The organism is Nocardioides cynanchi (assembly GCF_008761635.1).
GTDB classification, from domain to species: domain Bacteria; phylum Actinomycetota; class Actinomycetes; order Propionibacteriales; family Nocardioidaceae; genus Nocardioides; species Nocardioides cynanchi.
Map to the genome: position 1 here is coordinate 914,909 of NZ_CP044344.1, position 16,735 is coordinate 931,643.

General features: G+C 70.7%; 19 protein-coding genes. 12 read left to right on the plus strand and 7 right to left on the minus strand.

Translation table 11 applies throughout. The features are described 5' to 3' along the window. From porA to E3N83_RS04715, 6 genes are all read left to right on the plus strand, one after another. A complete protein-coding gene (porA, locus tag E3N83_RS04690) occupies positions 1-1,242 on the plus strand; it encodes a pyruvate ferredoxin oxidoreductase (RefSeq protein WP_238343068.1) in 1,242 nt (413 codons plus the stop codon). Then, on the plus strand, positions 1,239-2,234 hold the full coding sequence (locus E3N83_RS04695) for a thiamine pyrophosphate-dependent enzyme (protein ID WP_151082202.1): 996 nt from the start codon (positions 1,239-1,241) through the stop codon (positions 2,232-2,234). Before porA ends, E3N83_RS04695 begins: the two co-directional genes overlap by 4 nt. Then, positions 2,234-3,868, plus strand: a complete 1,635-nt coding sequence (locus E3N83_RS04700) for an NAD(P)-binding protein (protein WP_191907951.1) — start codon at positions 2,234-2,236, stop codon at positions 3,866-3,868. The genes E3N83_RS04695 and E3N83_RS04700 overlap by 1 nt, the downstream gene beginning before the upstream one ends. Before the next feature lie 272 nt (positions 3,869-4,140). Beyond that, positions 4,141-4,722, plus strand: a complete 582-nt coding sequence (locus tag E3N83_RS04705) for a dihydrofolate reductase family protein (protein WP_151082204.1) — start codon at positions 4,141-4,143, stop codon at positions 4,720-4,722. 86 nt (positions 4,723-4,808) lie between these two features. Continuing rightward, a complete protein-coding gene (locus tag E3N83_RS04710) occupies positions 4,809-5,222 on the plus strand; it encodes a hypothetical protein (protein WP_151082205.1) in 414 nt (137 codons plus the stop codon). Between the two features lie 137 nt (positions 5,223-5,359). Beyond that, positions 5,360-5,749, plus strand: a complete 390-nt coding sequence (locus E3N83_RS04715) for an ester cyclase (protein ID WP_191907952.1) — start codon at positions 5,360-5,362, stop codon at positions 5,747-5,749. 305 nt (positions 5,750-6,054) lie between these two features. Here the strand turns inward: E3N83_RS04715 and E3N83_RS04720 are convergent, their stop codons facing one another. Further along, positions 6,055-6,855, minus strand: coding sequence for an alpha/beta fold hydrolase (locus E3N83_RS04720; RefSeq protein ID WP_151082207.1), 801 nt, complete (start codon positions 6,853-6,855; stop codon positions 6,055-6,057). Then, positions 6,856-7,395: an ester cyclase gene (locus E3N83_RS04725; protein ID WP_202879323.1), complete on the minus strand. Its 540-nt coding sequence runs from the start codon at positions 7,393-7,395 to the stop codon at positions 6,856-6,858. Between the two features lie 202 nt (positions 7,396-7,597). Between E3N83_RS04725 and E3N83_RS04730 the strand changes: the two genes are divergently transcribed. The 4 genes from E3N83_RS04730 to E3N83_RS04740 all read left to right on the plus strand — a co-directional run bounded on the left by E3N83_RS04730 (position 7,598) and on the right by E3N83_RS04740 (position 9,563). Further along, positions 7,598-8,056 (plus strand): nuclear transport factor 2 family protein, encoded by a 459-nt coding sequence (locus tag E3N83_RS04730; protein WP_191907953.1) that lies wholly within the window; start codon positions 7,598-7,600, stop codon positions 8,054-8,056. A 192-nt stretch (positions 8,057-8,248) separates the two neighbouring features. Next, entirely contained in the window at positions 8,249-8,371 is a 123-nt protein-coding gene (locus E3N83_RS20185; protein WP_272950290.1) for a hypothetical protein, read from the plus strand. Between the two features lie 247 nt (positions 8,372-8,618). Beyond that, entirely contained in the window at positions 8,619-8,930 is a 312-nt protein-coding gene (locus E3N83_RS04735) for a hypothetical protein (protein ID WP_151082209.1), read from the plus strand. A 90-nt stretch (positions 8,931-9,020) separates the two neighbouring features. After that, the gene (locus E3N83_RS04740) at positions 9,021-9,563 is read left to right on the plus strand and encodes a DinB family protein (RefSeq protein ID WP_202879324.1); all 543 of its coding nucleotides are present in this window, start codon (positions 9,021-9,023) and stop codon (positions 9,561-9,563) included. A 56-nt stretch (positions 9,564-9,619) separates the two neighbouring features. Here E3N83_RS04740 and E3N83_RS04745 read toward each other — a convergent pair whose 3' ends face one another. Next, on the minus strand, positions 9,620-10,090 hold the full coding sequence (locus E3N83_RS04745) for a CBS domain-containing protein (RefSeq protein ID WP_191907954.1): 471 nt from the start codon (positions 10,088-10,090) through the stop codon (positions 9,620-9,622). A 148-nt stretch (positions 10,091-10,238) separates the two neighbouring features. Here E3N83_RS04745 and E3N83_RS04750 point away from each other — a divergent pair, with 148 nt between their 5' ends. Together E3N83_RS04750 and E3N83_RS04755 are read left to right on the plus strand one after the other, a co-directional pair. After that, positions 10,239-10,754 carry a GtrA family protein gene (locus tag E3N83_RS04750; RefSeq protein ID WP_191907955.1) on the plus strand — a complete coding sequence of 172 codons (516 nt, stop codon included), beginning with the start codon at positions 10,239-10,241 and terminating at the stop codon, positions 10,752-10,754. Next, positions 10,751-11,482, plus strand: a complete 732-nt coding sequence (locus tag E3N83_RS04755; RefSeq protein ID WP_151082212.1) for a class I SAM-dependent methyltransferase — start codon at positions 10,751-10,753, stop codon at positions 11,480-11,482. Before E3N83_RS04750 ends, E3N83_RS04755 begins: the two co-directional genes overlap by 4 nt. On the opposite strand, the gene E3N83_RS04760 is transcribed toward E3N83_RS04755, so the two are convergent. The 4 genes from E3N83_RS04760 to E3N83_RS04775 are packed head-to-tail and all read right to left on the minus strand — an operon-like array spanning position 11,446 to position 16,699. Next, the gene (locus E3N83_RS04760) at positions 11,446-12,873 is read right to left on the minus strand and encodes a hypothetical protein (RefSeq protein WP_151082213.1); all 1,428 of its coding nucleotides are present in this window, start codon (positions 12,871-12,873) and stop codon (positions 11,446-11,448) included. The genes E3N83_RS04755 and E3N83_RS04760 overlap by 37 nt on opposite strands. Next, on the minus strand, positions 12,860-14,308 hold the full coding sequence (locus tag E3N83_RS04765; protein WP_151082214.1) for a hypothetical protein: 1,449 nt from the start codon (positions 14,306-14,308) through the stop codon (positions 12,860-12,862). The genes E3N83_RS04760 and E3N83_RS04765 overlap by 14 nt, the downstream gene beginning before the upstream one ends. Next, positions 14,295-15,797, minus strand: coding sequence for a glycosyltransferase family 2 protein (locus E3N83_RS04770; protein WP_151082215.1), 1,503 nt, complete (start codon positions 15,795-15,797; stop codon positions 14,295-14,297). The genes E3N83_RS04765 and E3N83_RS04770 overlap by 14 nt, the downstream gene beginning before the upstream one ends. Before the next feature lie 5 nt (positions 15,798-15,802). Further along, positions 15,803-16,699, minus strand: coding sequence for an NAD-dependent epimerase/dehydratase family protein (locus tag E3N83_RS04775; protein WP_238343069.1), 897 nt, complete (start codon positions 16,697-16,699; stop codon positions 15,803-15,805). Positions 16,700-16,735: the final 36 nt, after the last annotated feature.

Below are 16,735 nucleotides of genomic sequence, written 5' to 3' on the forward strand. Positions count from 1 at the left end.
ATGGAAGGTTCGCGGGCGGTCGCCGAAGCGGTGGCGATGTGCCGTCCCGGGGTGATCGCGGCATACCCGATCTCGCCCCAGACCCACATCGTCGAAGCGCTCTCCGACCTGGTCTCACTCGGCCGGGTCGGGACCTGCCGCTACCTGATGGTGGAGTCGGAGTTCGCGGCGATGTCGGCCTGCATCGGCGCCTCGGCCGCCGGTGCCCGCGCCTACACCGCCACCGCCAGCCAGGGTCTGCTGTTCATGTCGGAGGCGCTCCCCAACGCCTCCGGGCTCCGGCTGCCGATCGTGATGACCGTCGCCAACCGCGCGCTGGGTGCTCCGATCAACATCTGGAACGACCACTCCGACGCGATGTCGCAGCGCGACGCGGGCTGGCTCCAGCTCTTCGCTGCCTCGAACCAGGACGCCGTCGACCTGCACGTGCAGGCCTTCGCGCTGGCCGAGGAGCTCTCGGTGCCGGTGATGGTCTGCATGGACGGCTTCGTGCTGACCCACGCGGTGGAGGAGGTCGACCTCCCCTCCCAGGAGCAGGTCGACGCGTTCCTGCCGCCGTTCGCCCCCGCCCAGGTGCTCGACCCCGACGACCCGATCACGATCGGCGCGATGGTCGGGCCCGAGGCGTTCACCGAGGTCAAGTTCCTCGAGGCGCACCGGCAGCTCCAGGCTCTCGACGCTGTCCAGGAGTCAGCGGACCGCTATCTCCACGTGGTCGGTCGCGACACCGGCGGCCTCACCACGTCGTACCGTCTCGACGACGCGGACGTCGCGGTCGTCGCACTCGGCTCCGTGCTCGGCGCTGCGGCCGACGTCGTGGACGACCTGCGCGCGGCCGGCGTGCCCGTGGGCACCCTGGGCGTGACCTGCTTCCGGCCGTGGCCGCTCGACGAGATCCGCGAGGCGCTCTCCGGCGTCAGCCGGGTGATCGTGCTGAACCGTGCCTTCTCGGTGGGCTCGGGCAGCATCCTCGGCGCCGACGTCCGCCTCTCGCTGGCCGCCGAGCAGACCCGGGTGTACGACGTCGTGCTGGGGCTGGGCGGTCGGCCGGTGACCCGGGCGGTGCTGCGCCGGCTCCTCGACGACGTGCTGGACGGCCAGGTCTCGGACAGGGCCCTGTCGTTCCCGGATCTCGACGTCGACCTCGTCGTGCGCGAGCTGGACCGCGAGGGGACGGACCGTCCGCAGGCTGTGACACGCGGTGAGCTCGGCGCCGACGAGTGGGGAAAGGCATGGACATGAGCGACGTCAAGCTGTACCAGATCGGGACCTTCGCGGCGGGCAACCGCCTGATGGACCCCTCGCTGGGCACCGAGCAGTCGAGTGCGGCCCGCACCAACGCGATCACGTCGGGGCACCGGGCGTGCCGTGGCTGCGGGGAGGCGCTCGGCGCGCGGGTGGTGCTCGACGCCGCGATGCGGGCCAGCGAGGGCCGGATGGTGACGGTGAACGCCACCGGCTGCCTCGAGGTCTTCTCGACGCCGTACCCCGAGTCGTCGTGGCAGGTCCCGTGGCTGCACTCGCTCTTCGGCAACGCGGCGGCAGTGGCCTCCGGGGTGGCCGCCGCCCTCGAGGCCCAGGGGCGCGATGACGTGCGGGTCGTGGCCCAGGCCGGCGACGGCGGCACCGTGGACATCGGGCTCGGGTGCGTCTCCGGCATGTTCGAGCGCAACGACGACGTGCTCTTCGTCTGCTACGACAACCAGGGCTACATGAACACCGGGGTCCAGCGCTCCGCGGCGACGCCGCCCGCGGCCAGCACCGCGAACACCCGCGCCGTGGGCACCCGGACCGGCAACGCGTTCGGCACCGGCAAGAGCCTCCCGGTGATCGCGATGGCCCACGAGATCCCGTACGTCGCCACCGCGACCGTCGCGGACCTCCACGACCTCGAGCGCAAGGTCACCCGGGCGATGAGCCTGCACGGCGCTCGCTACCTGCACGTCCTGGTGCCGTGCCCGCTCGGCTGGGGGACCGAGTCCGCCGACACGGTCCGGGTCGCCCGGATGGCCGCCGAGTCCGGCATGTTCGCGGTCTTCGAGGCCGAGTACGGCGACGTCACGGCCGTCAGCAGGATCCGGCGCCAGGTTCCCGTCGCGGACTACCTGCGCACCCAGGCGAGGTTCCGGCACCTGTTCGGCGACCCCGGCCACCCGGAGGTGGTCGAGCGGCTGCAGCGGCAGGGGGACCGGACCATCGCCCGCTACGACCTGCTCGGCACCGGGGAGCGGTGATGGACCTCCCCTTCGCGGTCAGCCTCGGACCCGGGTCGAGCGTGGCCGACCTGACCGGGTCGTGGCGCACCGAGCGCGCGGTCTTCGTGAAGCCGACGGCGCCGTGCGGCGCGTCCTGCCCGGCCGGTGAGGACGTCCGCTCCTGGCTGTACGCCGCGGAGTCCGGCGGGCCGGGCTACGAGCAGGCCTGGCGCACGATCATGGAGGTCAACCCGTTGCCCGCGGTGATGGGCCGGGTCTGCTACCACCCCTGCGAGACGGCCTGCAACCGAGGCAGCCTCGACGAGGCCGTCGGCATCAACTCGGTCGAGCGCTTCCTCGGGGACGAGGCGATCCGGCACGGCTGGTCGGTGGGGCCGCTGCATCCCCCCACCGGGCATCGGGTCCTGGTGGTCGGTGCCGGACCGGCCGGGCTCTCCGCGGCCTACCACCTGGCCCGCGCCGGGCACGCGGTCACGGTCAAGGACTCCTCGGCCGCTGCCGGCGGAATGCTGCGCTACGGCATCCCGCGCTACCGGCTGCCGCGCGAGGTCCTCGACGCCGAGGTCGCCCGGATCCTCGACCTGGGCGTCACCCTCGAGCTCGGCTGCGAGGTGACCGACCTCGACGAGACCATCGCGGCCGGCGGCTTCGAGGCGACCTTCCTCGCGGTCGGCGCGCGGCTGGGCCGCCGGGCCTACCTGCCGGCCGCCTCCGCCGCCCGGATCGTCGACGCCGTCTCGGTGCTGCGCGCGGTCGAGGAGGGCGACGCCCCGCTGCTCGGCCGCCGGGTCGCGGTGTACGGCGGCGGGAACTCGGCCCTGGACGCCGCCCGGACCGCTCGCCGGCTCGGCGCCTCCGAGGTGGTGATCGTCTACCGCCGGACCCGCGAGCGGATGCCTGCCCACGACCTCGAGGTGCGTGAGGCCGAGGACGAGGGCATCGAGTTCCGCTGGCTGTCGACCATCCAGCACGTCGACCCGGACGGGATCACCGTCGAGCTGATGGAGCTGGGCGCCGACGGCTTCCCGCAGCCCACCGGCAAGACCGAGCGCCTCGCCGCCGACTCCGTCGTCCTCGCCCTCGGGCAGGACACCGACCTGTCGCTGCTCGGCAACGCCCCCGGCCTCGACGTGGAGGACGGCACGGTCGTCACCCGGGGCGCCGCCCTGATGACCAGCCGGCCGGGTGTGTTCGCCGGTGGCGACGTGGCGCCGGGGGAGCGGTCGGCCACCGTGGCGGTAGGGCACGGCCGGACCGCGGCCCTGGGGATCGGCGACTGGCTCGACGGGCGTGTGCCGGAGCTGCCCGCGGCGCCCGCGCTGGCGCCGTACGACTCCCTCAACACGTGGTACTTCGAGGACGCACCTCGCCAGCACCGCACCCAGCTGGAGCTGGTGCGGCGGCAGACGACGTTCGAGGAGGTCGTCCAGTGCCTCGACGCCGACAACGCGCTCTACGAGGCCCGGCGCTGCCTCTCGTGCGGTGGCTGCATCTCCTGCGACAACTGCTTCGCCTACTGCCCCGACAACGCGGTGATCAAGCTCGGCCCGGAAGGGGAGTACGCCGTCGACCTCGACTACTGCAAAGGCTGCGGGCTGTGCGTGGAGGAGTGCCCGACCGGCTCGATCGTGATGGAGCCCGAGGAGGTCTGAGCGGGGGTTGTCACCGGTGGATGTCGGTGGGCCCAAGCTCACGCGTGGGACTTCTCAGCTCCCGAGCACGACCAGCGGCTCGGTTATGTCACCTACGGCCGCGAAGTCGACCATCGACCTGGCTGGCGGCTCAGCCGAGACCCCGACCCTTGTCACGAACACCGTTCTTGAATATCACTGGGGAGGACGAACGCCGCTCCGTGGTGGTATCCCTCACCGCTGTGCAGGCAGTCGCCCGTAGCATCCAGGACGCGAACAAGGAGAAGGCACGTATGCCAGAACTGCTGGTGGATTTCATCACGTCGCTCGACGGTTACGGTGCCGGCGAGGGCTGGCCGGGTCATTGGGGGCTCGCGGGACCCGAGTATCTCGCCTCCCTGGAGGAGGACCCGTCGGCCGGCTACTTGCTCCTGATGGGCCCGACCACCTACCGGCTGATCTCGGGTGTGACTGGGGATGGTGCGCCGGGAACCGAGGGATTCACGGGCCAATCGAAGGTCGTTTTCTCGGACTCCCTCGAGGAGCCGCTGTCGTGGCCGAACACGCGGCTTGTCACGGGCGATGCGGTCGCCGCAGTGGCAGACATGAAGGCCAACGGCACGGTGGCGATGCGCACCATCGGCAGCCTGGCCCTGTGCCGCTCACTGTTGCGCGCCGGGCTGGTGGACCGCTTCCGAGTGAGCGTGTTTCCGGTCATCACCGGGATCACCGGCCGCGAGCGCATCTACGACGGCTATCCCGATGTCGCCCTGGACCTGATCAGCAGCACTGTGTTCGACGGCCGAATCCAGCAGCTCGAATACGCGCCACGTGTCCTCGATGGTCCACCCAACGCCACCACACATGACGACTGACAGATCAGCTGCTGAGATGGCTGGTACCGACGCCCCTGTGTGTGGGTCTGTCGCGGTCACCTGCAACCAGTTGCTTGACTGCGGTCATGAACTTCATTCCCAGCGTCCTCGTCGGTACGTGGTCGATCGAGGGCGAACATCCGCTGCTACCTGGTGAGCCGATCACCGGCACCGCAGAGGTGACCTGGCTCGACGAGCAGCAGCTATTGTTGCTGAAGGCCCACTACGACCACCCACAGATCCCGGACGCCTTGTCTGTGACCGCAGTCCTCGACGGCTCACCGACGATGCACTACTTCGACCCTCGCGGGGAGCATCGCGTCTTCTCCGTCCAGCTCGATGAAACAGGTTGGCGGTGGTGGAACGATGATCCGGTATTCGCACAGCGCTGGGTCTCGTCGTTCAGCGAAGGCGGTGCGGAACTCACCGGTCATGTCGAGCGCTCAGAGGCGGGCGGCGACTGGTTGCCGGACATCGAGCTGACCTATCGCCGACGCTGACCCAGCCTTGAGCGAGTGAGCGAACCCTCGCCATGGCGCCGGACGCCGCGAGTCATCGCCCGCATGCCGCCGTCCGCACGCACACCTGCGGATGCACCTGCCTGCTCCGCCGGCTCGGGACAGCAATACTGCGTGCTGTGGAACAGCTGATCAGACGGTTCTATGAGGACTTGTGGAACCGTTGGGACAACGACGCCATCGAAGACCTCCTCGATGAAGACTTCGTCTTCCGTGGATCTCTGGGCACCGAGACCAGGGGCCTTGCCGAATGGCGCTCCTACCGCGACACCGTCCGAGCGGGGTCGGCCGACTTCCACAACCACATCGTCACCCTGCTTGCCGACGGCGACCACGCAGCCGTCAGGCTGCAGTACACCGGAACCCACACCGGCCCACTGGTCGGCCTGGCACCCACAGGACGTCGGTTCACCTACTCCGGCGCCGCCTTCTTCACCGGCCACGGAGGCCGACTCACCTCGGCATGGGTCCTGGGCGACCTCACAACACTGCATGAACAACTGAGCTGACTGCTGAGCGCCGACTGTCAGACGTCCCTGTCGACCCCTCATGCCGCTGTCCGCGCGGCAGACGTGCGACGCAAGCGGTGTCCTCAGGGCTGGTAGACGACACCGAACCCCGTGGCCCGGCTCGCCCTAGGCGGCGAACCAAGCGCGCCGCCTCGGCAGCGCGTCGCGGTTCCCATGCTTCCTGAGGCCGGTTCGACGTGGTCGACAACGTCGTTCCTGGCTTTGAAGCGCCACACCTCATCCTGCTCCGCGACCACCCAGACCTGGAAGGACGCCTCCCGAAGGCCGTGCTTCGACGAGCGACGTCAGTATCCGAGAACCTCTCCGGCGGTGTGGTCGAGGATCAGCTGGGTCGCTTCGTGCGGTGCGTCCCACTGTGGAAAGTGGCCGCACCGCTCGAACCAGTGCAAGACAGCGTCGGGGAACAGGTCCGTGGCGCGTGCGGCCTGTCTCGGCACGGTCACCAGGTCACGACGACCCCAGCCGATCGTTACCCGCCCGGGCACGGTGCCGGCCGGGGCTCCTTGTTGCTTGGGACCCCTGGTCAACGCGTCCAACGCGGCGCCGGTCGACGGGGAGTCGGCCAGCCCGCGGACGTCCGGCAGCACGGTCTCCCGCGAGAGCGCCCAGGGGCGCGCCGACAGCTGCGCCAGCAGGAGTGTGCGTCCCACCGAGCTGCCGAGCAGCTGTGGCAGCATGCCTCGCAGCGCTCGGACCAGCGCGATCGACGGCCGGAGGGTGGCGCCGAAGAGGACGAGCTCACGGTCGCTCCAGAAGCCGCCCGGGTCCAGGGCCACGGTGTCGCCGCCGACGCCCCGACGCGCGAGCTCGAGCACGATCCGACCGCCCATCGACTGACCGACGGTCGAGATGCCGTCGAGCTCGTGGTCGCGGATGAAGTCCGCGACGGAGTCGGTCAGGGTGGCGATCGAGACCTCGTCGGTCAACGGCGGTGTTTCGCCGAACCCCGGGAGGTCGAGGGCGATCACCTCGCGGTGCTTGGCCAGCTCGTCGAGGATTGGCGACCAGGAGCGCCACCCGGCGCCTAGTCCGTGCACGAGCAGCAGCGGGCTGCCGCTCCCTCGTCTGACGTGGTTGAGCGTCACTCAGTCGAGTCCGAGCTGGGTGAGGATCCCCATCTCGTCGGTGCTGCCCCAGCGTTCTGTCATCTTGCCCTCGGCGAACTTGCTGATCTGCAGGCCGCGGACCTCGATGGTCCTGCCGGTGGCTTCGTGCCCCTTGAAAGGACCCTGATGGGTGCCGGTGAGCGTGTATGCGAAGGCGACCTGGTCGCCGTCGGCGAGCAGGTTCTCGACATCGACGTGGAGATCGGGGAAGGCGCTCCGCATCTCACCGAAGAACTGCTTGTAGCCCTCCGGTCCGGGCTGTTGTCCCGGTGCCGGGTCGTGGTCGATGCTGTTCAGATCGACGAGGTCGTCGAACGCGTCGATGTCGCCGGTGTTGATGGCTTCACCGAAGGCTTCCTGGGCTGCGATGTTGGTCTTCTTGTCGAACATGAGTTCCTCCCCATAGTGGTGCCGACTTGTGCGATGGCGATCTGGGAGCGGGACGAGGTGATGGGTGCGAACCCGCCTCGTCGCTACCCCTTGCTCGACGCGTCGTGGCTTCGCGCGCCGGCGCGTCATCCCTGCTCCTCAACCAGAGGAGAAGGGCGCGTCCGGCCGAGCCTGAAGGGCAGGAGCAACGCTGCTGTCTGAGTACCCGGAATCAGCACGGACATGCAGCCCAGACCGACCGGCTGCCATCCGCTCATGCCGCTGTCCGCGCGCGCCGGCGCCGATGAGTGGTCACGTAGGTCATCCGGAGACCGCGCGGTTCCGAGCTCGCATGCACCAGTTCGTGGCCCAGGTGGCAACACCGATGCGCGATGTCCAGCTGTGGGAGAATTGCGCGATGACTGACGCGGACCAGCTGGCGCGCGGCATCTTGTCCGAGCTCCAACGGGGGTTCGCCGCGCACGATCTCGCCGCTGTCATGAGGCTGCTCGATGACGAGGTCGTTGTCTTCGGTGCAGCGGGACAGGGCCTGGACGCGGAGCACAGCAGGGACTATGTGTCGAGCATGTTGGCTCAGGACGGCGTGGTCCGCTGGGACTGGGACCGAGTGGTGCCGGTGCTGGCCGAGCCGACTGTCGTGGTGTTCGCCGTGGTGGGGACGGTGGGGTTTGACGATGCGCAGGGTCAAGCGCTCGGAGAGCGCTCGGCTTTCCGATTGACATGCGTCGCAGTCCTCCGAGACGGGCGATGGCGGCTCAGGCACTTTCACGGATCAGTCCCTCAGTCCTGACCTGGGCGGGAGCCGGGTCCGCGACCGGAGCTCAACCCGAAGCGCACTCTCAGGCCGTCGTCCGAGCTCGCTCATGCCGATGTGCGGACGTGGGGATCAGCCTGCCGATGGTCCTGGAAGGCAAGGGTCGTTGTTCTGTAGCCCCGAGTGCGGAGCATGCCTGACGTGGAAGCACCGGCTACCGCCGCGCACATGAAGAAACAGAGAATCGACGCCGCCGGCGGTGGGGTCAAGGGCCCCTGGACCGGGAAGGGGCTCGGCAGCCTCAGCGTCGTCGTCCTCGTGGCGGTCGGGCTCTACCTCCGCACCCACTGACCAGCCTCGCCGAACCGACACAGCTGACGTGCGCCCGGCCTTTCCCAGCTCGCTCACATGTCGCTTGCCCGCGCGGCTCGGGCGGCTGATCAGCCGAAGGATCTGAGTCGTCGTGCTCAGGTGCGTGACCCGGAGGACGGGCCACCCTGGAGGTACCAACCTCGCACTGCCTGGATGGGCGGCGCTGCCCTTGCGCGGCTCCGCCCGGCCATCGCTGGCCGGCAAGTGTGCTCTGAAGGAGAGTCAGATGATCGTCATCGCCGCTTTGTTGCTCGTGGTCCTGGGGGCCTCCGCTTTCGGCCTGGGGGCGGCCGGCGGGGGTCCTCGGTGGCCGCTCCTGGTCGCCTCCACGATCTCCGGGGGCGCCCTTCTCGCCCTGGCCATGGCGAGCGCCATCGCCTCGACCGTTGGCAGGGACGCATGGAACAGCTGGGTGAGCGGGACCCAGCTGTCCGAGACCGTCACCCTGTGGGTGGTGCTGATCGTCGGGCCGATTCTGCTTGTCATTTCTGGTGCGTTCCTCATCATCGGTTCGGTCCTCCGCACTCGGCATCCCTGATCGACACACTGACGAGCCGCGTCCTGACTCACGTCGAGGGCCTGTGACCGCACGCCGCTGAGAGCTGGTTCCCTCGTAGTCTCTCGACCTGTGAGCGAGGCACAGGCTTTCGACATCGATGAGCGCACCGAGGCGCCCCGGCACGGCGACGAGGTTGCCGTGCTGCGCGGGATGCTCGCCTACCAGCGAGACACGTTGCGTTGGAAATGTGCTGGGCTCACCCAGCAGCAGCTGGCCATGACGTTGCCTCCCAGCGATCTGACGCTCGGTGGGCTGATGAAACATCTCGCCCTGGTCGAGTCCCAGTGGTTCGACCACTGGTTCCGCGACGCCGGCTACGCGCCCCCGTTCGACACCATGGACTGGGACACCGACTGGGACATCGAGTCCGCGCGCTACGACAGCCCGATCGAGCTGAGGGAGCTCTTCGATCAGGCTGTGCGGAGGTCGGATGCGGTCGTCGACGATGCGCTCGGGCGTGGTGGGCTGGACACGGAGTCGGCCTTGGCCAGTCCACGGACCGGCGAGACCTTCACGCTGCGCTGGATCCTGGCGCACCTGATCGAGGAGTACGCCCGCCACAACGGCCACGCCGACCTCATCCGGCAGTCCGTCGACGGCCAGACCGGCTGACCCGGCAGCGGGTCTCGTCTCGCCGAGAGTGTGTGGGGGCTGGTTGTGCGACCGGGTCACTCGGTGCGGACGACGACCCGCGAGCCGCTGGGCACGAAGACCACCTCGGCGTCGTCGGCAGCCGCGTCGATCAGTACGTTGAACACGTCCCGGATCGAGACGATGCCCGCGATCTGATCGTCGTCCACGACCGGCAGGTGGCGTACCTGGGCCTCGCGCATCATTCGCGCCACCGAGAGCACGGAGTCCTCGGGGCCGACCGTGATCAGGTCCGACGACATCATCTCGCCCGCGGTCATGTGGGCGGGGTTGGCGCCGGCAGCCAGATGGGTCACCGCGTCCCGCTCGGAGACGATGCCGGCCAGCGCGCCGTGCTCGACGACGCACAGCGCACCGATCTCGTCGGCGGACAGGGCCTCGGCGACCTGGGTCATCGAGGCATCGGTCTCCACGGTCGCGACGGGCCACATCATCACCGTCCGCACCGGGTCCGAGGGCCAGGTCCTGTGGTTCGTCCTGCCGTACATCACTGCCCCCTTCATCGGTGCCTGCCTTCTCCTCCACACTGTTCCCGCGGTCATCGGGTGTCCCGGGGCGAACGTCCCCTCCGGCATGCCGTTGTACCCGCCGGCGGGCGATTCCTCGTCCGGCGCCCTCGGCCATTACCCTCGGGGCGTGCCGAGACCCCCCGCGCCCACCGCCGCGCCCGCGCCCCCGGTGGCCGAGACCCTCGGTCTGGGCCCGAAGCTGCTGCGCTACCTCGGCGGCTCGGTGGTCGCCACGGTCTGCAGCGAGGTCACCTTCGTGCTGCTCTACGGCCCCGTCCACGTCGGTACGACGTCCGCGTCGCTGGTGGGCTGGCTGGCCGGGGCGGTCCCCAACTACTGGCTCAACCGACGCTGGGCCTGGCAGCGCACCGGCCGACCCAGCTTCCGCACCGAGCTCTTGCCCTACATCACCATCGTGCTGATGACGCTGCTGCTCGCGACCGGGATCACCCACCTGCTCGACGTGTGGCTGCACCACCTCGGCACCCAGGCCTCGCTGCGGGTGGCGCTGGTGGCCGTCGCCTACCTCGGTGTCTACGCCCTGATGTTCGTCCTGCGCTTCGTGCTCCTGGACCGCCTGTTCGAGCGGGTCGCCCGGCTCGAGGCGCGCCACCACCACGCCCGGACGGAGGCCGCCTCGTGAGCACCGGTGCCGGAGAAGGCTCGTTCAGCTCGGCGACCGGCCGTTCGCTGGAGGACTCCTCGGGAGCCGACCAGCGCCGCTACCGCGCCTTCCAGCTCGAGCTGATCGGTCCGCACTGCGGCGACTCGGTGCTCGAGGTCGGAGCCGGGCTCGGTGAGTTCGCGTCCCAGTTCTCCGGTCTGCGGCGCCACGTCGTCACCGACCGTGACCCTGACGCGGTCGCCTCGATGGCGCAGCGGTTCGCCGACCGGCCCGAGGTCGAGGCCCGGACGTTCGACCTCGCCGACGGCGCGATCGACATCGGTGAGCCGGTGGCCTCCGTGGTCGCGATCAACGTCCTGGAGCACATCGACGACGACACCGGCGCGCTGCGCGGGCTGGCCTCGATGGTGCGTCCCGGCGGCCGGATCGTGCTGTTCGTGCCCGGCTACATGCAGCTGTACGGCGACTTCGACCGCGCCGTCGGCCACGTGCGCCGCTACACCCCGCGCACCCTGACCGCCGCGATCACCGCCGCCGGGCTGACCCCCGAGGTGGTCCGCCCGGTCAACCTCCTGGGCGGAGTGGCGTGGTGGCTCACCGTCCGGCGCGGGGGAGTCGGCACGCCGAAGCCCGCGCTGGTGCGCACCTACGACCGGTTCGTGGTGCCGGTCACCCGCACCATCGAGCGCCGGGTCACCCCGCCGTTCGGTCAGTCGATCCTCGGCGTCGCGGTCGTCCCCGGCTGAGCCTCGGGAGCACCGCGCAACCGGGTCCAGGCGAGCGCAGCGCTCATCGGGAGCAGCACGAGCGCCGGTAGCTGGTAGCGCCAGACGAACTCCGCGGTCGCATCCGGCACGAGCACGAACCCGACCCCCAGGGCCAGGGTGAGGAACGTCAGCGGTCGGGTGGCCGGTGCGCCGTCGGGCCGACGGAGGGCCAGACCGGCGACGGCGACGAGCAGGAGCAGGAACAGCACCGGCCCCGGGACGTACACGACCCTTCCGTACCAGTCGAGGAGATCGGCGACGGGGTGCCGGGTGCCGGGCATCTCGCCCCCGTGGGCGGCGTAGGCCGGCTCGGTCCACAGCGGCGTCGGCACGTAGTCGACGTAGTGGGTGAAGCTCCACTTGTACTGCGTGTCGTACTCGAAGTAGTCGAACCTGCGAGGCGCCCAGAAGCCCATCGCGAGGTCGCGGCCGACGGTGGCCGCGTAGGCACTCGGCTGGGCCCGGATCGCCCGCTTCGCGAAGTCGTACATCGCCTGGTTCTGGGTGACGCCCGCCGGCGTCCTCAGGCCCAGCACCGCTGGGTCGTGCCAGCCGTACCACGTCGGGTCCTGCCGGCTACCGAGAGGCTCGGTGGGGCACAGGGGCCGCTCGTAGGCAGGCACCTGGACCTTCGAGCAGTCGACGAACGTCGTGGTTCGCATGTACAGCGCGCGCCCGTTCGACTGGGTGATCGCCCAGACGCCGTTGTCGTGGTGGTACCACGCGGCGTACGCCGTGAGCGGGAGCGCGAAGGCCGCCGTGACGAGTACGACGTGGAGGAGGCGCTGCCGCCAGGAAGAAGCCACGATCGCCAGGAACACCACCATCGCCAGGATCCCAGGCTCGCCGACCAGTCGGAGGAGGGTGGCGGTGCCCAGCAGCAGTCCCGCCGCCGCGGTGCTCCAGACCCGAGGAGTGCGATGCCAGGCCAGGGCGGCGACGGCGAGGAGGAGCACGAGGTCGAAGAAAACGTCGCTGAGCACGGAGTGCTCGACCACCAGCTCCATCTCGTCGAAGAGCAGGGGGAGCATGGCCAGGGTCGCCAGGCGCGGGGACACCGACCAGCGACGCAGCAGGGCATAGCCGACCATGGCCGTGACGAGTCCCAGCAGGTGCTGGAGGACCGCCACCAGGGTCAACCCACGGGTCACGCCGGCCAGCATCCACAGCGCGATGCCGTAGCCGACGGGTCGGTCGGGCGAGGGGACGAGGTGGTCGACGAAGCCCAGGTACGTCGGGCCGTCGCTGAAGACGAACGCCGGGGGGAAGGCGTACTGCACCAGGATGCGCAGCACCACGGCCGCCCCGAGCGCGACGACGAAGACCCGCTCCGAGTGCCACACCCGGGCCAGGGCGCTAGCCGGTGCCATGCCCTCGGGCCCGTCGCAGTGCCGGTACGGTCGTCCCCGGCCGGGCCAGGGGGGCTCGGCGCAGCCGGGTCCAGCCGAGTGCGGCGGCCAGCGGGAGCATGGTGAACATCGGCAGCTCGTAGCGCCACACGAACTCCGCGGTCAGGTCGGGCACCAGGCTCAGCCCCAGCGGCAGCACGACCAGGAGCACCGTCAGGGGTCGCCTCGACGGTGCCTCCTCCCGTCGTACGACGGCACCGGCGACGGCCACGACCAGGAGCACGAGGGTCGCCGGCCCCGGCACGTAGACCAGCCGTCCGTACCAGGAGAGGACGTCGGCGGCCGGTTGCCGGGTCAGCTGCACCTGGCCGCCGTGCTCAGCAAAGGCCCGACCCGTCCATGACGGCGACGGTCGGTAGTCGACGAAGTAGGCGAAGGTCCACTTCACCGACGTCTTGTACTCGTAGTACGGGCCCCTGTCCGGTGCCCAGAACTGGAGCACGAAGTCCCGTGCACCCACGCGGAGGTAGGCCAGCGGGTCGGACTTGATCGCCCGGATCGCGAAGTCGCGCAGGGCCTGGTCGACCGTGACGCCGGGGGGCGGGTGGAGCCGGGGCAGGGTGGATGGGGAGTGCCAGCCGTAAAACGTGGGCTCGCGGCGGGAGCCGAGCGGCTCGCGCGGGCACAGGACGCGCTCGTAGGCCGGCAGGTGGAGCTTCGAGCACTGCACGAACGTCGTGGTGCGCATGTAGAGCGCCCGGCCCGAGGCCTGGGTCAGCGCGTACACGCCGTTCTCCTGGTGGTACCACCCGGCGTAGGCGACCAGTGGCAGGGCGAAGGCCACGCAGACGACGACCGCCTGGGCGATCCGGTGGCGCCAGGTGGTCGCCGCCATCAGCACGAACAGCACGGCGGCCAGGATCGACGGCTCGCCGACGATCCGGACCAGCGTGGCCAGGCCGAGCAGGAGCCCGGCGGCGGCCGTCGTCCAGAGCCGCGGCGCCGGCCACCAGGCGAGCGCGGCCACGGCCGCGACGAGGAGCAGGTCGAAGAGCACGTCGCTGAGGACGGCGTGCTCCAGGAGCAGCTGCATCGAGTCGAAGAGCAGTGGGAGCGTGGCGAGGGTCGCCACCAGGGTCGACACCCCCCATCGCCGGAGCAGGACGTAGGCGAGGACGGCGGTGGCCAGGCCCATCAGCACCTGGGTCGTGGAGATCACCCACAGCGAGCGGCTGACCCAGGACAGGACCCGCAGCACCGCGCCGTACCCCGCGGGACGGCTGACCGGTGGAACCAGGTGGTCGACCAGGTCGAGGTACGCCGGCGCGTCGCTCATCACGAAGGCCGGCGGGAACGCGATCGCGATGACCACCCGGACGACGACGCCCAGGGCGACGGCGACCAGGAAGGGTCTCTCGGTCCGCCACAGCCCTCGGAACCGCTCAGCGAGGCGCATGCGAACGAGTGTGGCGCAGGGCCGGTGCGACCTCTGCCACGGGTCGCGGGCAACCCTCGCGCCACCAGGTGCCGGTCATCACCCGGGCATAGCTGGAGCCGTAGACCAGGTTGCGGCCCTTCTTGCTGGCCCCGGCGGCACGGACGTGCATGGTTCCGGGCACCTCGAGCACCCGGAAGCCGTGGGCGAGCACCCCGAGCAGCAGCTCGGAGGACTGGTACTGCGGCTGGTTGAGGGTGACGGCCGCGGTCACCTCCGAGCGCATCGCACGCAGCCCGAACGACGTGTCGGTCAGCCGGTGCCCGGTCAGGACGGTGGCCAGCCAGGCGAACACGTGGACGCCCGCGCGTCGTACCTTGTCGAGGGTGTGCTGGTGCCCGATGATCCGCGAGCCCGACACGAAGTCGGCGCGGCCCTCGACGATCGGCGCCAGCACGGTCGGGAAGTCGGCGACGTCGTACTGCCCGTCGGCGTCGGTGGTGATCACGTACGTCGCACCGTGCTCGCGCGCGACCCGGTAGCCGAGCCGGAGCGCGGCGCCCTGCCCACGGTTCTGCGGACAGGCGACCACGAGGGCACGCGAGCCGGCCAGCGCCTCGGCGGTGCCGTCGCTGCTGCCGTCGTCGACCACGATCACGTCGGCATGCAGCCCGCAGACCTGGTCGGGCAGCGTCGGCAGGACGCCCGGGATGCCGTCCGCCTCGTTGTAGGCCGCGATCACCACCGCCACCGGGCCCAGCGCGGGTCGCCCGTAGTGGTCGGCGAACGCCGCCAGGGCAGCCTCGTCGGTGGAGTCCGCCTGGGGGAGCGACGACGCGCGGCCCCGGCGACCGCGCAGGATCGCGGTGATGCCGAGGGCGCCCGCGGCCGGCCACCAGGTGACCAACGCCGGCACGTCGTGCCAGGTGCCGGAGGTGGCGGACGGGACAGCGACCGCGGCGACCAGAGGCACCAGCACCGTCAGTGCACACACCAGGCGCAGCCCGGGCACGCCGGCAGCCCGGGCGACGCCGACACCCGCGGCCACGCCGACCACGCCCGCCGCGCCGAGCAGCACGTCCGGCAGGTGCGGCGCGGCGACACCGGCGGCGTCGACATGGGCGGACGTCGCCACGCCCGCGACGTACCCCAGCACCGCCCCGGCCGCGGCCAGGGCCGCCGGACCGATCGCCCGCCCGCCGGTCGGCCAGCGCTTCCAGGATGCGGTCGCGAGGAAGAGCGTGATCGCTGCCGAGGCGACCACGGTGGAGCCGTCACGCAGTGACATCATCCGCTCGTCGAGCAGGGCGGGGGCGGCGGCGAGGAGCGCCAGCCAGGTCCAGCAGCCCCACCGCAGGGCCACGACGTACGCCGCGACACCGCCGGCGATGGTGACCAGCGCGCCCGGGCCGAGCCCGGCGGACGAGGCCAGGTGCAGCGCCAGCGCAAGGACCACGAGGAGGGCCAGGGGAAGGTGCCGGGCGACCAGGCGTCCGTGGGGTGTGCGCACCGGCGTCAGGAGGCTGTCGACGGGGCGAAGTCGGCCCACGCCATCCGGACGCCCTCGAGCAACGAGATGCTCGGCTCGAAACCGCGGGCCCGGGCCCGCCCGATGTCGACGACCACGGCGGGCATCTCGCCGGGCTTGCCCGGCACGTGCTCGAACGGGATCGGCGCTCCGGTGGCCTCACGGGCCGCGTCGACGAGGTCGAGCACGGTGTGGGAGATGCCGCTGCCGATGATCACCGGACCGCTGGGCCAGCTGGTCGCCGCGGCGACGAAGGCACGAGCCACGTCGTGGACGTGCACCAGGTCGCGGCGCTGCAGGCCGTCGCCGTAGACCTGGACGCTGCCATGGTCGGCCGCAGCTCGCATCAGGCGCGGGATGAAGCTGTCCTTGTGGCGCATGCCGGGCCCGTAGACGTTGGTCAGCCGCAGGGCCGGCGTCCGCACTCCGTAGGCGCCGGAGTAGCCGGACAGGAGCATCTCTCCTGCGGCCTTGGTCGCGCCGTACGGCGTCAGGGGGGCGAGTGGGACGTCTTCGGTGAAGGTGCCCTCGAAGCTGCCCACCACGGCGTTGGTCGAGGCCAGCACGAAGGCGCCGACACCACGCTCCCGGGAAAGCTCGAGCAGGGCGGCGGTCACCTCGACGTTGACGCGGTGCACGAGCGCGGGGCGCTCCATCGAGCCGAGGACCGAGGTCTCCGCGGCCAGGTGGACCACCGCGTCGGTGCCGGCAGCGACTGCCTCGTCCCGGACCGCGGGGTCCTCGAGCTCACCGGTGACCGCACGGACGCCCGGGCCGGAGAAGGGGACGCGGTCGACCACGGCGACCTCGTGCCCCTCGTCCTGGAGCGCGGCGACGACGTGGCGACCGATGAAGCCGGAGCCTCCGGTGACCAGGATGCGCAATGAAAACTTCCTCTCTCGGGCCGCGGTGAGCATAGC

What these genes read in the sequence shown, in the direction of transcription:
- porA (WP_238343068.1), top strand. Translation starts at nt 1, where the DNA reads ATGGAAGGTTCGCGGGCGGTCGCCGAAGCGGTGGCGATGTGCCGTCCC.
- E3N83_RS04695 (WP_151082202.1), top strand. Translation starts at nt 1,239, where the DNA reads ATGAGCGACGTCAAGCTGTACCAGATCGGGACCTTCGCGGCGGGCAAC.
- E3N83_RS04700 (WP_191907951.1), top strand. Translation starts at nt 2,234, where the DNA reads ATGGACCTCCCCTTCGCGGTCAGCCTCGGACCCGGGTCGAGCGTGGCC.
- E3N83_RS04705 (WP_151082204.1), top strand. Translation starts at nt 4,141, where the DNA reads ATGCCAGAACTGCTGGTGGATTTCATCACGTCGCTCGACGGTTACGGT.
- E3N83_RS04710 (WP_151082205.1), top strand. Translation starts at nt 4,809, where the DNA reads ATGAACTTCATTCCCAGCGTCCTCGTCGGTACGTGGTCGATCGAGGGC.
- E3N83_RS04725 (WP_202879323.1), bottom strand. Translation starts at nt 7,395, where the DNA reads ATGACGCGCCGGCGCGCGAAGCCACGACGCGTCGAGCAAGGGGTAGCG.
- E3N83_RS04730 (WP_191907953.1), top strand. Translation starts at nt 7,598, where the DNA reads ATGCACCAGTTCGTGGCCCAGGTGGCAACACCGATGCGCGATGTCCAG.
- E3N83_RS20185 (WP_272950290.1), top strand. Translation starts at nt 8,249, where the DNA reads ATGAAGAAACAGAGAATCGACGCCGCCGGCGGTGGGGTCAAGGGCCCC.
- E3N83_RS04735 (WP_151082209.1), top strand. Translation starts at nt 8,619, where the DNA reads ATGATCGTCATCGCCGCTTTGTTGCTCGTGGTCCTGGGGGCCTCCGCT.
- E3N83_RS04745 (WP_191907954.1), bottom strand. Translation starts at nt 10,090, where the DNA reads ATGTACGGCAGGACGAACCACAGGACCTGGCCCTCGGACCCGGTGCGG.
- E3N83_RS04760 (WP_151082213.1), bottom strand. Translation starts at nt 12,873, where the DNA reads ATGGCACCGGCTAGCGCCCTGGCCCGGGTGTGGCACTCGGAGCGGGTC.
- E3N83_RS04765 (WP_151082214.1), bottom strand. Translation starts at nt 14,308, where the DNA reads ATGCGCCTCGCTGAGCGGTTCCGAGGGCTGTGGCGGACCGAGAGACCC.